General features: G+C 70.9%; 11 protein-coding genes. 2 read left to right on the plus strand and 9 right to left on the minus strand.

Going from position 1 to position 14,848, the window contains the following annotated elements:
* Positions 1 to 83: 83 nt before the first annotated feature.
* Complete coding sequence (locus OG729_RS07080; protein ID WP_405804980.1) at positions 84 to 662, minus strand: GNAT family N-acetyltransferase; 579 nt, start codon at positions 660 to 662, stop codon at positions 84 to 86.
* A gap of 319 nt (positions 663 to 981) precedes the next feature.
* Between OG729_RS07080 and OG729_RS07085 the strand changes: the two genes are divergently transcribed.
* The gene (locus OG729_RS07085; protein ID WP_405804982.1) at positions 982 to 1,728 is read left to right on the plus strand and encodes a GntR family transcriptional regulator; all 747 of its coding nucleotides are present in this window, start codon (positions 982 to 984) and stop codon (positions 1,726 to 1,728) included.
* Between the two features lie 75 nt (positions 1,729 to 1,803).
* The gene (locus OG729_RS07090; protein WP_405804984.1) at positions 1,804 to 2,874 is read left to right on the plus strand and encodes an adenosine deaminase; all 1,071 of its coding nucleotides are present in this window, start codon (positions 1,804 to 1,806) and stop codon (positions 2,872 to 2,874) included.
* Positions 2,875 to 2,959: 85 nt separating this feature from the next.
* Here OG729_RS07090 and OG729_RS07095 read toward each other — a convergent pair whose 3' ends face one another.
* From OG729_RS07095 to OG729_RS07130, 8 genes are all read right to left on the minus strand, one after another.
* Positions 2,960 to 3,901 (minus strand): LD-carboxypeptidase, encoded by a 942-nt coding sequence (locus OG729_RS07095; RefSeq protein WP_405804986.1) that lies wholly within the window; start codon positions 3,899 to 3,901, stop codon positions 2,960 to 2,962.
* Entirely contained in the window at positions 3,898 to 5,901 is a 2,004-nt protein-coding gene (locus OG729_RS07100) for a prolyl oligopeptidase family serine peptidase (protein ID WP_360880890.1), read from the minus strand. Before OG729_RS07100 ends, OG729_RS07095 begins: the two co-directional genes overlap by 4 nt.
* Before the next feature lie 12 nt (positions 5,902 to 5,913).
* Entirely contained in the window at positions 5,914 to 7,248 is a 1,335-nt protein-coding gene (locus OG729_RS07105; protein ID WP_405804988.1) for a M20/M25/M40 family metallo-hydrolase, read from the minus strand.
* Complete coding sequence (locus OG729_RS07110; protein ID WP_405804990.1) at positions 7,241 to 8,074, minus strand: M55 family metallopeptidase; 834 nt, start codon at positions 8,072 to 8,074, stop codon at positions 7,241 to 7,243. The genes OG729_RS07105 and OG729_RS07110 overlap by 8 nt, the downstream gene beginning before the upstream one ends.
* 108 nt (positions 8,075 to 8,182) lie before the next feature.
* Positions 8,183 to 8,902, minus strand: coding sequence for a class I SAM-dependent methyltransferase (locus OG729_RS07115; protein ID WP_405804991.1), 720 nt, complete (start codon positions 8,900 to 8,902; stop codon positions 8,183 to 8,185).
* Positions 8,903 to 9,061: 159 nt separating this feature from the next.
* Positions 9,062 to 11,497, minus strand: a complete 2,436-nt coding sequence (locus tag OG729_RS07120) for a SpoIIE family protein phosphatase (protein WP_405804993.1) — start codon at positions 11,495 to 11,497, stop codon at positions 9,062 to 9,064.
* Positions 11,498 to 11,619: 122 nt separating this feature from the next.
* On the minus strand, positions 11,620 to 14,025 hold the full coding sequence (locus tag OG729_RS07125) for an MFS transporter (protein ID WP_405804994.1): 2,406 nt from the start codon (positions 14,023 to 14,025) through the stop codon (positions 11,620 to 11,622).
* A gap of 244 nt (positions 14,026 to 14,269) precedes the next feature.
* Positions 14,270 to 14,713, minus strand: coding sequence for an SRPBCC family protein (locus OG729_RS07130; protein WP_404722506.1), 444 nt, complete (start codon positions 14,711 to 14,713; stop codon positions 14,270 to 14,272).
* Positions 14,714 to 14,848 lie beyond the last annotated feature (135 nt).

Consider the following 14,848-nt stretch of genomic DNA (forward strand, 5'->3'; position numbering starts at 1 on the left):
CGCCCCTGACGACCATGGAACACGGTGGGCGCCGCCCCGACCAGGGGCTCCGTGAGTCAGTCTTCGGCAAAAGCCGGACCCGATCAGGTCAAGGGCGCCGGGGCGCAGCGGACAGACGGCATCTCGCTGGTGATCGCCCACCGTTCGTGGTCGCGCCAGGCCCCGTCGACGAAGAGAAAGTCGGGCGAGAAGCCCTCGAGGCGGAAGCCCGCGCCGCGTACGAGTCCGATGGAAGCGGCGTTCGCCGGCTGGATATTGGCCTCCAGACGGTGCAGGCCCATCGGGCCGAAGGCATGGCGCAGGACCAGTCCGAGGCCCTGGCCCATCAGTCCGCGGCCGACGGAGTGCGCGAAGGCGCCGTAGCCGATGGCCCCGCAGCGGAAGCCGCCCCCGACGATGTTGTTGATGTTGACGAAGCCCGCGATCCGGCCGGACTCCCGCTCGCAGACGAGGAATCCGGCCTTGGTCGGGTCCTCGATGAGCTTCCTGGCGTAGGCGGCGTACGCCTCGGCGGTGACGGGCGGGAAGAGCCAGGGCCGGTGGTGCCCGGTGCTCCGGCTCGCCAGCGCCGTGAACTCCTCGCTGTCGTCGTACGCGTAGTGGCGCAGGCCGACGCGCGGGCCGGTGGCGACGTAGGGGACGGTGGTGGAGGTCTCGGCCATCGCGCCAGGTTAACCGGGCTGCTGTCCGGCCGCGGCCGCGGCTGTGCGGGCTCTTCGTCCGCCGTGGCCGCCGCCGGGTCCGGCCGCTGGATCGGCAGCGAGCTGACGATGGCACGCCTCGATGACATCAGCGCCTTGTAAGCCGGTCTTGTCAGACAAGTTGGCGCCTAGCCGACTGTGATCAACGGTGCGTAGATCGTCAAGCCCTCGCTGCTGTGCATGCAGACGAGCCAAAATCGCAGCTCATCCGGGATCCAGTGAGCGTTGCCCCACTGCGCGGATTCGCATAACTTGCTGACAAGTGAGCCGAGGAGGGGTCGTGGCAGTCAGCCGACAGCAGCGGAGGCCGGTCGTCGTCCTGTACGAGCGGATCGCCGACGCCATCCACGAAGGCATCTATCCGCCCGGCTCCACGCTCCCTTCGGAGCCCCGGCTCGCGACGGAGCTGGGGGTCAGCAGGCCCGCCCTGCGCGAGGCGCTGCTGCTGCTTCAGGAGGACGGGCTGCTCTCGGTGCGCCGCGGGGTGGGCCGGACCGTCAACGACCGCCCGCCGCGGCGTGGTTACGAGCACATCCAGCCGCTGGAGGAGCTGCTGTCGACCGGCGCGACACTGCGGGTGCGGCCCTTGCTGCGCGCCGTGGAGGAGCCCACCGACTTCACCACGCAGCATCTGCTCGCGCCCGCGCGGGCCGAGCTGCGGTTCTGGGAGTCCGTACTGACCGGGGAGGGCACTGCGGCGGCGCTCAGCCAGGAGTGGGCCGCGGCCGAAGCGGTCCTGGACCGGACGCACCCGGCCTTCGCCGAGGCCCTGCGGGCCGCCCCCGCACCGGCCACCTCGATGCTCGCGGTGCTGACCGCGGCCTCGCGCGGGGTCGCGCTGACCGCGCACAGCGGGGTGAGCGCGACGCTGCTCGGCCAGCGGCGCGGCGAACAGCTCGGCCGCCCGGCCGACACGCCTGCGGTGCTGGTCACCCAGGTGGTACGGGTCGGGGAAACGCCGATCATGGCGGCCAAGCACATGCTGCCGACGGGAGCTCCGGCGCTGCCGGTACTCCAGTCGAACTGACGCCGGGGCGGCGCCCCACCGGACGGGGAGACCGCCGTCACGGCGCACCCGCCGGACGTGCCGTACACTCCCGGGATGCACTTGTCTGACATCCTCCGCGCACCCAAGGCGGTCCTCCACGACCACCTGGACGGCGGTCTGCGCCCCGCCACGATCATCGAGCTGGCCCGGGAGTGCGGCTACACCGAGCTGCCCACCGAGGACCCGGCCGAGCTCGCGACCTGGTTCCGCGACGCCGCGGACTCCGGCTCGCTGGAGCGGTACCTGGAGACCTTCGCCCACACCTGCGCGGTGATGCAGACCCGCGAGGCGCTGGAGCGCATCGCGGCGGAGTGCGCCGAGGACCTGGCGGCGGACGGCGTCGTGTACGCCGAGGTGCGGTACGCCCCCGAGCAGCACCTGGAGCGCGGGCTGACCCTCGACGAGGTCGTCGACGCGGTCAACGCGGGCTTCCGCGAGGGCGAGCGCCGCAGCGGCGGCCCGATCACGGTCCGCGCGCTGCTGACCGGTATGCGCCACACCGATCGCTCGCTGGAGATAGCCGAGCTGACCGTCGCCCACCGCGACCGCGGGGTGGCCGGCTTCGACATCGCGGGCGGCGAGATCGGCAACCCGCCGGCCCGCCATCTGCCCGCCTTCCAGCATCTGAAGCGGCACAACTGCCACTTCACGATCCACGCGGGCGAGGCCGTCGGTGCCGAGTCCATCCACGAGGCGGTGCAGATCTGCGGCGCCGAGCGCATCGGCCACGGCGTCCGCATCACCGACGACATCACGGTCCACGACGACGGCACGGCGGACCTGGGCCACCTGGCCGCGTACGTACGCGACAACCACATCGCCCTGGAGGTCTGCCCGACCTCCAACCTCCAGACGGGCGCGGCGAAGGACTACGCCACGCACCCCATCGACCTGCTGCGCCGCCTCGGCTTCCGCGTCACGCTGAACACGGACAACCGGCTGGTCTCCGGCACCACCATGAGCCAGGAGTTCCAGCACATGGTGGACGCCTTCGGCTACGGGCCCGAGGTCTTCGAGCAGTTCACGGTCGCCGCGGTCGAGTCGGCGTTCCTGCCGCTCCCGGAACGGCGTCGCCTGATCGACGAGGTGATCCGCCCGGGGTACGCGGCGCTTTCTGCCGGCTAGGCCATGCCCTCAAACGCCGGACGGGCTGAAATGCAGCCCGTCCGGTGGGAGTGGGGCGGAGCCCAGTTAGGGGAAGCCTCCCCCGTCAGCGCAGCGCGGGCTCGTCCAGTGTCAGTGTGCAGGCGTCCGCGTCCAGCATCGCCGGCACCCCGAACGGCATCGTCAGCGCCGTCGCGCCGTGACCGAAGCCCAGCTCCTCCACGACCGGCACGCCAAGGCCGCCGAGCCGGTCGAGCAGCACCGCCCGCACCCTTTCGTACGGACCGCACTTCTCCCACGATCCGAGCGCGACGCCCGCCACGCCCTCCAGCCAGCCGGAGCGCAGCAGTTGGGTCAGGACCCGGTCGAGCCGATAGTCCTCCTCGCCCACGTCTTCGATCAGCAGCAGACCGCCGCGGGCGGACGGCCGGGCATGCGGGGTACCCAGGTCTGCGGCGAGCAGGCTGACGCAGCCGCCGAGTGTGATGCCCCGGGCCCGGCCGGGGACCATGGTGCGGGCCGTCTCCAGGCCGAGGGCGCGTACCGTCTCGGGCTCGAAGAGCGTGGCCCGCAGCGACTCCTGGGTGGCGGCGTCCTTGAGGAACGTGAGCGCGCCGACCATCGGACCGTGCAGCGTGGCCAGGCCCGTCCGGACGGCGAAGGCCTCATGCAGTGCGGTGACATCGCTGTAGCCGACGAAGACCTTGGGGCCGGCCGCGCGTATCGCGGTCCAGTCGAGCAGGTCGACCATGCGCTGGCCGCCGTAGCCGCCGCGGGCACAGATGACGGCGGAGACCGACGGGTCGCACCAGGCCTCCGTCAGATCGCGGGCGCGGTCCTGGTCGGCCCCCGCGAGATACCAGAACTCGGGGTGCTGGTCGCGGACATGGGGCAGTACGACCGGGTCCAGGTCCCAGCCGCGCAGGATCTCCAGGCCCGCGTCGAGCCGTTCGCCGGGTACGGGGCCGCTGGGCGCCACGACGGCGACCTTGGCCCCGGGCCGCAGTCGCGGCGGGCGGGTCAAGGGCGTCAGGGGCGGGCGGGTCACTTCTTGAGCTCCAGCAGGGGGATGTCGGGGCGGGTGATGCCGAAGGTCTGGGCGTAGAGGGAGAGTTCGGACTCGAGCGCGCGGATCATGGTCTCGGCCCTGCGGAAACCATGGCCCTCGCCCTCGAAGGCGATATACGCGTGCGGTATGCCGCGCCCCGCCATCTGCGCCAGGAACCGCTCGCACTGCACGGGCGGACAGATCACATCGTCGAGGCCCTGGAGCAGCAGGAACGGCGTGGTGATCCGGTCGCTGTGCTGCAACGGCGAACGCTCGCGGTAGCGGCCCGGGACCTCGGCGAGCGGGCCGATCAGTGACTCCAGATACTGCGACTCGAAATCATGGGTCTCGTCCGTCGCCCAGCTCTCCAGGTCGAGTACGGGATAGATGATGGTGCCGCAGGCGTAGACATCGGTGGTGGTCAGCGATGACGCGGTGGTCCAGCCGCCCGCGCTGCCGCCACGGATGGCCAGTCGCGCCGGATCGGCCGTGCCCTCGGCGGCCAGGGTCTCGGCGACGGCCGCGCAGTCCTCGACGTCGACGACGCCCCACTGTTCACGCAGTCTGCCGCGGTACTCCCGGCCGTACCCGGTGGAGCCGCCGTAGTTGACCTCGGCGACGCCGATGCCGCGGGAGGTGAAGTAGGCGATCTCCAGGTCGAGGACGAGCGGGGCGTGGCTCGTGGGGCCGCCGTGCGCCCACACCACGAACGGTGGCAGTGCGTCGTCGGGCGCGATCCGGTCGGGGCTGTGCGGCGGGTAGATATGGGCGTGGATCTCGCGGTTGTCGGGGCCGGTGAAGGTGCGGATCTGCGGCTCCGGGTAGTAGACCGGGTCCACCGGGTCGTCGTGCGCAGAGCCGATGACCAGGGTCCTGCCGGTGGCGGTGTCGAGCTCCACGACCTCGTATGCGCTGCGCGGGCTGGCCGCGACCCCGATCACCCTGTCTCCGTGCACGGCGAGGGTGGACGCCCACTCGGTCCACGGGCCGGCGGCGTCGACGATCTCACCGGTCTCGGGGTCGAGTATCCCCAGCGCGGTGGCGCCCCTGCCGTGGATGACGGCGATCAGTCCGTTCGCCAGGGGGTGGAACCACTTGAGGCCGATCTTCCACAGCGGCCCGCCGAACTCTTCCGCCCGGCCGGGACACAGAGCGGTGCGCGGTCCCGGACCCGGCCCGGTCCCCTCCGGCCGGATCCGCTGCAGCTCCCACCAGTTACCCAAGTCGGAGACGAAGAGCAGCGAACCGTCCGGGGCCCAGTCGACCTGGGCGACCGATTCGTCCGTGCCTCCGACGACCGGCCGCACTGCGCCGAACGGGCTGCCCTCCCTCACCTCGCCGAGCATCACCACCGTGCCGTCCCAGGGCATCTGCGGAGGGTCCCAGGCGATCCAGGCGGCGTGCCGCCCGTCGGGCGAGAGCCGCGGCCCGGTGACAAAGCGGTGCCGGTCGTCCGAGAGCTCCCGCACCTCCGTCCGGTCCTCGGCCGCCGAGCCGTCCAGGGGCACGGCCGCGATCACCCGCCGTACGTCGGTGGGCGACTCGCCGGTGAACTCCTCGAGCACGCACCAGACTTCGTCCCGCTCCAGCTGGAGCTGCGGGTCGACCCAGCGCAGTCCGCCGCCGACAGCCGAGAGCGGGGTGAGCGGTCGCGGGGCGGATTCGGGCGCGTCCGGCTCGTAGACGTACAGCCGCTGGTCGGGGAAGTGCACAAAGACGACGAGCGGACGGCCGTCGGCACGCCGGGCTCCGGCCCAGGGGTGTCCGCCGTACTCGATGACCCTGCTGCGTACATTCCACGGGGCAGGGAGCAGCGACTCCTCCACGCCGTCGGCACGCAGGCGCATCAGCGCCCGTCTGCCGCCCTCGGTGGGGCGCGGCGCGGTCCACCACACCTCGTCGCCGACCATGCCGAGGAACTCCGGGCGCCCGTCGTGCGAGGCGGCGAGTCTCGCGTCGATCGGGGACGGCCAGGTTCCGTAGGCTCCCGTGGGTACCATTGCCGACTCCCCCTATGCGGACCGCAGATAGCGGTCGAGAACATTGACGCCGAAGTGCAGCGCCTCGACCGGGACACGTTCGTCGACCCCGTGGAACAGCGCCGCGTAGTCGAAGCCGACGGGCAGCTTCAGCGGCGAGAAGCCGTAGCCCGTGATGCCGAGCCGGGAGAACTGCTTGGCGTCGGTGCCGCCCGGCATGCAGTACGGCACGGCGTGCCCGTCCGGGTCGAAGTGCTCCACGGCCTCCCGCATCTTGGCGTACGTCGGGGAGTCGATGGGTGCCTGCAGCGGCACCTCGCGGTGGTGGAACTCCCACTCGACGTCCGGCCCCGTCAGCCGGTCGAGGGTGTCGCGGAACTCGTCCTCACCGCCGGGCACCATCCGGCCGTCGACATAAGCGGTGGCGTGCCCCGGGATCACATTGATCTTGTAACCGGCTTCCAGCATGGTCGGGTTGGCGCTGTTGCGCACGGTCGGCTCGACCAGGGCGGCCGCCGGGCCGAGCTTCGCCATCAGCGATTCCGCGTCGAAGTCGGCGGCGTTCACATCGGTCTCGATGCCGTGCAGCACCGCGAGCTCGGCCAGCGCCGCCCGCACGGTCGGGGTGAGCCGCACCGGCCACTGGTGCTCGCCGATCCGGGCGATCGCCCCCGCGAGCCGGCTCACCGCGTTCGCCCGGTTGACCTTGGAGCCGTGGCCCGCCCTGCCGTGGGCGGTGAGCTTGAGCCAGGCCGTGCCGCGCTCTCCGGCGGCGATCGGATAGAGCGCCATCCCGGGTCCGGCGTGGAAGGTGAAGGCCCCGGACTCGCTGATCCCTTCCGTACACCCGTCGAAGAGGCCGGGGTGCTGGTCGGCGAGGAAGCCCGAGCCGTCGGCCGCGCTGGCCTCCTCGTCCGCGGTGTACGCGATCACGATGTCGCGCCGGGGCCTGATCCCGGCCCGGGCCCAGGCCCGGACGACGGCGAGGATCATCGCGTCCATGTTCTTCATGTCGACCGCGCCGCGGCCCCATACGACGCCGTCGCGGATCTCCCCGGAGAAGGGGTGCACGGCCCAGTCGGCGGGCTCGGCGGGCACCACGTCCAGATGACCGTGCACGAGCAGGGCGTCGGCGGACGGATCGGTGCCCTCGATCCGGGCGACCACATTGGTGCGCCCCGGGGTGCGCTCCAGCAGGGTGGGTTCGAGACCGGCGTCGGCCAGCCGCTCGGCTGCGTACTCCGCGGCGGGCCGCTCCCGGCAGTCGCCACCGCCGCGGTTGGTGGTGTCGATCCGGATCAGCTCGGAGGTGAAGGTAACCACCTCGTCGAGCGCCTTGCCGTCGATGGGCGTTGTCACGTCAGCCATACTGCTCCTCCACTGCCGCCGAGACGATCGTCGTGACCGCTTTGAAGGTGCGGATGCCCTCATACATCGTCCCGCTGGTGTACGCGACGCGTCGCTCGCCGCTGCCCGCCACTCCCGGCACAACGGTGGCCGCCGCCGCCAGATGCGCCGCGTCGAACTCCAGCTCCACCGTGAACGGGCCGCCCCGCACCGGCTCCTGACGCCCGGCGAGGGCGGTCGCCTCCTTGGCGGCGGCCCGGATGTCGGAGGCGGTACGAGCCGGGGTGCGGCACACCGCCGCATACCGCGAGACATGGTCCTTCACCGCGACCTTGCGGGCCTCCGGCGCATAGCCCTCGGCGTCCACGCAGGTCAGGTCGTCACCGGTGACCAGCACCACCGGCACGCCGTACTCCGCGACCACATGGGCGTTGAGCAGGCCCTCGCTCGCCCGCGCGCCGTTCAGCCATACCCCTGTGATCGAGTTGGCGAGGTAGGTGTGTGCGAGCACGCCCTCCGTGCCCGCTCCCGTGTGGTAGCCGACGAAGGCGATGGCGTCGACATCGCCGTGCTGCACACCCTCCACCATCGACAGCGACTTGTGTCTGCCGGTCAGCATTTCGGCCCGTTCGTCCAGCCGCTCCAGCAGCAGATTGCGCATGCTCCAGTGCGCTTCATTGATGAGCACCTCATCGGCGCCGCCGTCGAAGAAACCGAGCACCGCCGCGTTCACATCGGAGGTGAACATGGACCGGCAGCGCTCCCACTGGGGGGTGCCGGGCAGCACGTCGGCAGGCCAGGTCACACCTGTGGCGCCTTCCATGTCGGCGCTGATGAGGATCTTCATGCCCGGAACGTTACGCGGCGCCTTCCACCCCCACCAGCCCTGTGGATAACTGCCGAGCCCGGCAAGATCGGCCGGACAGGACCCCAGGCGGGCGGCCGGAACAGCGGCTCAGCGCCGCCCGACCACGAACCACCGGGCGGGCAGCTCGATCCGGGTGCCGTCCGCCAGATACTCCGTCTGCGCGAGTGCCGTCTCGCCGCTCGTGAAGATGTCCAGGCCCGCTTCCGCCAGCAGGGCGGGCACCTCCTCGTCCGAGGCGTCCGCGGGTTTCAGCCCGTGTGCGAAGACCCTGCGCAGTTTGGGGGGCGGCCCGTCGGGCCCCTCGGCCGCCCGGCGCAGTACGTCCCTGGACGCCGAGACCAGCTCGACGACGAAGGCGCGCCCGCGCGTGCCGACGAATTCGGCGATCGCGTGGGCGACCGCCGCCCGGTCCTGAGGCCTGCTCTGGTGGATCACCGCACGCATATAGACGTGGCAGTCCCCGAGACGCCGGTGCAGTTCCCTGACCGCCGGGCCGTCCACCAGACTGAGCTGCCGGAACTCGGCGACCCCGGTGGCGTCGGCCCGGCGTGCGTGCTCGATCGCCGCATGCGAGATGTCCACGCCGACCGCCTTCGGGAAGCGGCCGGCCAGATAGCGGGTCTGCGTCCCGTTGCCGCAGCCCAGATCCACTATGGGCAGCGCGGAGTCCGCGTAGGGCAGCAGCAGTTCGGTGTGCGGCTCGGCGGTCAGCGACGGGTCGGAGTCCCAGATCGCCTCGCCCGGCGCGTCGGTCGTCTCGCGCCAGTAGCCTTCCCACGCGTCCCGGTATTCCTCTGACACGTCCATGTGCGCGCTCCCCAGGTCCGGCCCGGACGACGATGCCGATGACGACGCCGTACGGATGCGACGGCGGCCGTACCGATGTACCGACGTACCCGGCACATCACGTCAAGATCGGTCTACCGTGCGGCAGTTGACCGTGCAAGGGAGTTCGCGCGTTCCCTTTCACCCTCGGCGTCCGCCGCGCTGCCCACGCGGGAGTGCCTGTTCGAACCAGACGGCCTTGCCGACCGCGCTGCGGCTGCTTCCCCACTCCGCCGCCAGGCGGCTCACCACCCGTAGCCCGCGCCCGCACTCGTCCTCGGGGCTCGCGCTGAGCAGTGTCGGCAATTCGTGATCGTCGTCGGACACTTCGCACAGCAGCGTGTCGGAACGCACCAGCCGCAGGTCCACATGGCCCCCGTGCGCATGCCGCACCGCGTTCGTCACCAACTCGCTCGCCAAGAGCTCGACGTTCGAGGACAGTTCCGCCAGGCCCCAGACGGCGAGCTGCTCGCGGACCAGCCGCCGGGCGCGCCCCACCTCGTGCGGCTCGGGCGACAGCCGCCACTCGGCGACGTCCTCGGCGGCGATGCCGTTGAGCCGCGACATCAGCAGGGCCACATCGTCCTTGCGCCCGCCCCGGGTGTTCAGTGCCCGGATGATGGTGTCGCAGGCGTCGTCCATGGCGGCCGCGGGGTGAGCGGCGGACTCGCACAGCGTGGCGAGGCCGACGCCGATGTCCTCGCCGCGCACCTCCACCAGTCCGTCCGTGCACATCACCAGGCGGTCGCCGGGCGCCACCGGGACCCGGGTTGTCTCGAACGGGACCCCGCCGACGCCGATGGGCGCGCCGGTGGGCAGCTCGAGCAGCTCGCTGCGGCCGTCCTCGGCCCGGACCAGCACGGGCGGGATATGGCCCGCGTTGGAGATCTGAAGCTCGGAACGGATCGGGTCGTAGACGGCGTACAGACAGGTCGCCAGATACTGCTCGCCGAGCCGCCGTGCCAGGTCGTCGAGGTTGCGGAGCAGTTGCGCGGGCGGCAGCTCCATGGCAGCCATGGTCTGTACGGCGGTGCGCAACTGCCCCATCATCGCAGCCGAGTTGAGGCCGTGTCCCATGACGTCGCCGACGACGAGCGCGGTGCGCGAGCCGGGCAGTTTGATGGTGTCGAACCAGTCGCCGCCGACCCGGCCGAGCCGGGTGCCCGGCAGATAGCGGGTGGCGGTGTCGCAGCCCGCCATGCGCGGGGTGACCTGCGGCAGCATGCTGTCCTGCAGCGTCTCGGCGACATTCTCCTGGTATGTGTACATGCGGGCGTTGTCGAGGACGAGACCGGCACGGGCGGCGAGTTCGGCGCCGGTCGTGCGGTCCATGTCGTTGAACGCCTCCCGGCCCGGCCGCCGCATCAGCACCATGAAGCCGAGTACGACATTGCGCGCCTTGAGGGGAACGAGCAGCATCGAGCGGTGGTTGATGAGGGGCCGCAGATCCCGCTTCTCGAACTGTTCCGAGATGCGGTTGCCCATCTCCTCGCTGATGTGCGGGATGAGTACCGGCACTCCGGTCACCATGCACTGGAAGAACGGCGTGTGCTCGGGAAAGGCGATGGCCTCGCCGACCGGAACGGTGTCGTCCCAGCGGTTGGGTTCGTCGTTGTGCTCGACCCACACGCGGTGCCAGATGGTCGTCACCCCCGGCGGACCGTCCGGGAACCCCTCGCCCGCCAGCACGGCCGCACGCAGATGCGTCCCGGCGAAGTCCGCGAAGCGGGGCACGGCGGCGCTGGTGACCTCGCGGATGGTGCGTGCCAGATCGAGCGACGTTCCGATGCGCCCGCTGACTTCGTTGAGGAATTCGAGCCGCTCGCGCACCGCGGAATACTCGAGATCCTGCTCGAGGTCGGCCGCCTCCACCGCCTGCCCGGCCGCCGCGGCCGCCTCGGCGGCCTGCTGCCGCGCCGTGCGCTCCGCGCGCCTGGGCACACCCCAGTCGGGGGTGACCGGAACCCGGTCGTGATGGCTGAACTCAAGCACCGGATAGCCGAGGTCGAGGACCTGGGAGACAATCCGCGTCGACTCGTGCACGCTCATGCTCGGCAGGATCTCGGGGAGCCGGCGCGCCAGTTCGCCGAAGCCGGGAAACTCCGTGAATTCAGTGTGGAGGGCGAATCCGGGCGCGATGCGCTCGACGCTCTCGTCCTCGCTCCTGAACTGCGCGGCGTCCGCGGCCAGTACGAGCAGTCGCTCGTGTCCGGGTCCGACCATGGGGTACGCCCACCACAGCACATCCACCCTCTCGCGCCCCGCCTCGGAGAGGCGCGCCCGGCCGGCCGCGGGGTAGGAGGTGAGGCCGTTCAGCGAGGCGTCGAGTCCGGGGCCCAGACCGCCGTATGCGTCGTACTCCTCGTACTCGCCGTCTCTTGCGAGCGCGCCGGAGATGGGGAGTAACTCGACGACGGGCTGTCCCACCGCCTGTTCCCTGGACGGGCCGAACAGCCGCCGCGCACCGGTCGACCAGTGCGACACCAGGCCGTCGCCGTCCACGACGACCACGGCAAGCGGAATCCGGCCGGCCGCGGCGTACTGCTGCGGGGGTGTCGGCGGAACACCACTGTCCATGGGTGACAGGCTCCTTCCCCGCCGCCTGAGGCAGCGGCCTTACCACCACGGTACGGCGCTGTGCACGCCGTGCGCCGGGCAACGGTGAAATGGGTCGTGCACCCGCGTACACGTACAAGTGGTCAGTCCTCGTGCCCCAGTTGGAGATCACGCTCGGTGCGTCCGCCCCCGGCCACCTGCAGAACTGTCGCAACCGGCGGGTAACCTGCGGCGATGACGGTGTACTCCCCCGACGACAGGTCGACGAACCGGAACGTGCCGTCGGGTCCGGTGGTGAGGGAGTCCACCACATTGGCTGCTGCGTCGAGCAGCGTGACGCGCGCATCCTCGACCGGCCGTCCGCCGGAAGACCGTACGATGCCGCGCAACACCGCCCCACCCGCCAGCTCGATGTCCTGCCGGGTCTCGCGCGACGCCTGCACGCTCACCGGGAGCGCGGCGGGACGGAAGGCGGGGGCGCTCGCGGCGAGCGTGTACTCCCCCGCCACCAACTCCGACATCACATAGCCGCCTTCACGGCCGCTGCGGGTGGTGGCGACGACCTCCCCCCGGACGTCGGTGAGGGTCACCGCGGCGTCCCGCACGGGTGCGCCCTCCGCCGTGACGACGGAACCGGCAAGCCGGCCGGCCCCGCCGAGGACCACATCGAGCTCGACGGGGCGCTCACCGACGGTGACCGTGACGGCCTGCGGCTGATGCCCGCCCGCCGCCGCGATCATCACGTACGAGCCGGAGCCCGGCACGCTCAGCGCATACCGTCCGTCCTCGCCACTCGCGCCGCGCCCGACCTGTTTCCCCTGTACGTCGATGAGGGTGAGGGCTGCGCGCGGGACGATGCTGCTGTCGTGGTGCTGCACGGTGCCGCAGACCGGGACGCCCGAGGCGTAGGCGGGCGCTCTGCGGGCCGTGGGCACGGAAGCGGTTTCGGCGGTGAAGGCGTTGTGGGTCACCAGCGGTTTCTCCTTGAGGAAGAAGGCGACGAAGAGGCCGAGCGCAAGCACCGGCACGAGGTGGAGGAAGATCCGCGGCATCGTTTGCGCGTACGCCTGGATGTAGCCGTCGCGCAGCGCGGGTCCCATGGCGTGGACGAGTTGCGGAGTGATGGAGTCGGGGTCGGGCAGGCCTGCGCCGGCCGGGAGGCGGCGGGCGAGCGCGTCGGTGAGCCGGTCGGCGAGGAGCGTGCCGAAGACGGCGGCGCCGATGCTGCCGCCGATCTGCCGAAAGTAGTTGTTGGCGCTGGTGGCGGCGCCGAGGTCGGTGGGCGGCACCGCGTTCTGCACGGCGAGGATCAGCACCGGCATCACCAGCCCGATGCCGATGCCGAGCACGGCCTGCCAGATGCTGTGGTCCAGCCGCGGGGTGTCGGCCTGGAGACGGGACAGCAGCCACATCCCGACGGCCGAGATCGCGCAGCCGAGGACCGGAAAGATCTTGTAGCGGCCGGTGCGGCTGATGAGCCGGCCGGAGACGATCGAGGAGGCGACGATGCCGCCCATCATCGGGAGCATCAGCAGCCCCGACTCGGTGGCACTGGCCCCCTCGACCATCTGGAGAAAAGTCGGCAGATAGCTGGCCGCACCGAAGAGCGCGACGCCGACGACCGCGCCGACGAGGCCGGTGACGTTGAAGATCGAGTCGCGGAACAGCCGCAGCGGGATGATCGGTTCGGGCGCGTAGTACTCGACGACGATGAAGAGCAGGGTGGTTCCGGCCGCGCCGGCCGCGAGTCCCAGGATGACGCGCGAGCCCCATGCGTACTCCGTACCGCCCCAACTGGTCAGCAGTACAAGGAAGGTGGAGGCGGCGGCGAGGAACAGCGCGCCCAGTACGTCGAGTCGGCCCCGGGCGGCGGGCTTCGGAAGCTTCAGCCCGATGGTCACCACCAGCAGGGTGACCAGGCCGAAGGGAACGTTGAAATAGAAGCACCAGCGCCAGGACGCGTGGTCGGTGAAGAAGCCGCCGAGCAACGGGCCCGCGACGGAGGCGACTCCGAAGGCCGCGCCGATGAGGCCCATGAAGCGGCCACGCTGCCGGGCCGGGACGATGTCGGCGATGATCGCCTGCACGCCGATCATGAGGCCGCCGGCGCCGACGCCCTGAATGGCACGGAAGGCGATGAGCTCGTCCATCGTGCGCGACCAGCCGGCCAGCGCGGAGCCGATGACGAAGACGACGATCGCGAACTGGAAGACGCCCTTGCGGCCGAAGAGGTCGCCGAGTTTGCCGTAGATCGGCAGGCCGACGGTGGCGGTGAGGAGATAGGCGGTGATCGCCCAGGGCATCCGGTCCAGGCCCTGGAGTTCGCCGACGATCTTCGGCAGGGCGGTGGCGACGATCATCTGCTCCAGCGCCGCGAGGAGCAGCGCGAGCATCAGGCCGGTGAAGACAAGGCGTACGCGGCGCGGGCTGAGCGCCGGGGCGGCGGCAGGCACGCCACGGGGAGGGGCCGCGGCCGGCACCCCACGGGGAGGTGGTCCGACCACGGCCGGAGCCGTCTCCTCGTCCTTCACCAGCGTGATCCCGCCCACGTCACTGCTCCCCTTCGTCGCGGCTGCGCGGGCCCATTTCTCGCATTACGCGACAACTGCGGCAAGCGCGACGAGTTGGGGTGGAAGCGGTGAGTGAGCGGCTTAAGCGCCGGTCGGAGCCCCTACGGCGAAGGACAGCCCCCGTACGGAAGACCACTCGAAACGGTGAGCGCCGCGGCAACGCCGGCGTGCGTCACGGCACGACCGTTGAGCGTCACGGCAACTCAGTGGGGTTGCTTCGGGGTTACTTCTCGACCTCGGCCGCGAGCTTGGCGAGCAGTGCGTCGTAGATACGGCCAAGTCCCTTGGGGGCGAAGGTCTTCTCGAAGAATCCACCGATGCCGCCGGCGCCGTTCCAGACCGTGCTGACGACGACCTTGGACTTGCCCTCGCCGGCCGGGGTGACGGTCCAGGTGGTGACCATCGAGGAGTTGCGGTCCTTCTCGATCAGCCGGCCTTCCGTCGGCTCGGTCACCTCGAGGACGCAGTCACGGATGCGCTTGCTGGTCGCCTGGAGCTTCCAGTGGACGACAGTGCCCTCACCGTCGCCGCCCTCCAGGACCTTGTACTCGCTGAAGTGCTCGGGCAGGACCTTCGCGCGGGTGTTCTCGTAGTCGGCCAGCGCGTCGAACACCTTCTCCGCATCCGCCGAGATGATCCGTTCCGTTGTGGCCTCGACCTGCGCCATTCCTGTTCCTCCAAGCATTCGCTTCTTCGGGGCGTCGCCAGGCCCTGTCCGGCCGATCTTGCCGGACAGGGCCTAGCCAATCACCTCGGCCGTGGCCGCCCAAATCCAGGTTGCAGCGACCAAGGGAACATGTGT

The organism is Streptomyces sp. NBC_00210 (genome assembly GCF_045160975.1).
Taxonomy (GTDB): Bacteria; Actinomycetota; Actinomycetes; order Streptomycetales; family Streptomycetaceae; genus Streptomyces.

Coding starts and splice junctions, on each gene's coding strand:
- OG729_RS07080 (WP_405804980.1), bottom strand. CDS start 662: ATGGCCGAGACCTCCACCACCGTCCCCTACGTCGCCACCGGCCCGCGC.
- OG729_RS07090 (WP_405804984.1), top strand. CDS start 1,804: ATGCACTTGTCTGACATCCTCCGCGCACCCAAGGCGGTCCTCCACGAC.
- OG729_RS07100 (WP_360880890.1), bottom strand. CDS start 5,901: ATGGTACCCACGGGAGCCTACGGAACCTGGCCGTCCCCGATCGACGCG.
- OG729_RS07105 (WP_405804988.1), bottom strand. CDS start 7,248: ATGGCTGACGTGACAACGCCCATCGACGGCAAGGCGCTCGACGAGGTG.
- OG729_RS07110 (WP_405804990.1), bottom strand. CDS start 8,074: ATGAAGATCCTCATCAGCGCCGACATGGAAGGCGCCACAGGTGTGACC.
- OG729_RS07115 (WP_405804991.1), bottom strand. CDS start 8,902: ATGGACGTGTCAGAGGAATACCGGGACGCGTGGGAAGGCTACTGGCGC.
- OG729_RS07120 (WP_405804993.1), bottom strand. CDS start 11,497: ATGGACAGTGGTGTTCCGCCGACACCCCCGCAGCAGTACGCCGCGGCC.
- OG729_RS07130 (WP_404722506.1), bottom strand. CDS start 14,713: ATGGCGCAGGTCGAGGCCACAACGGAACGGATCATCTCGGCGGATGCG.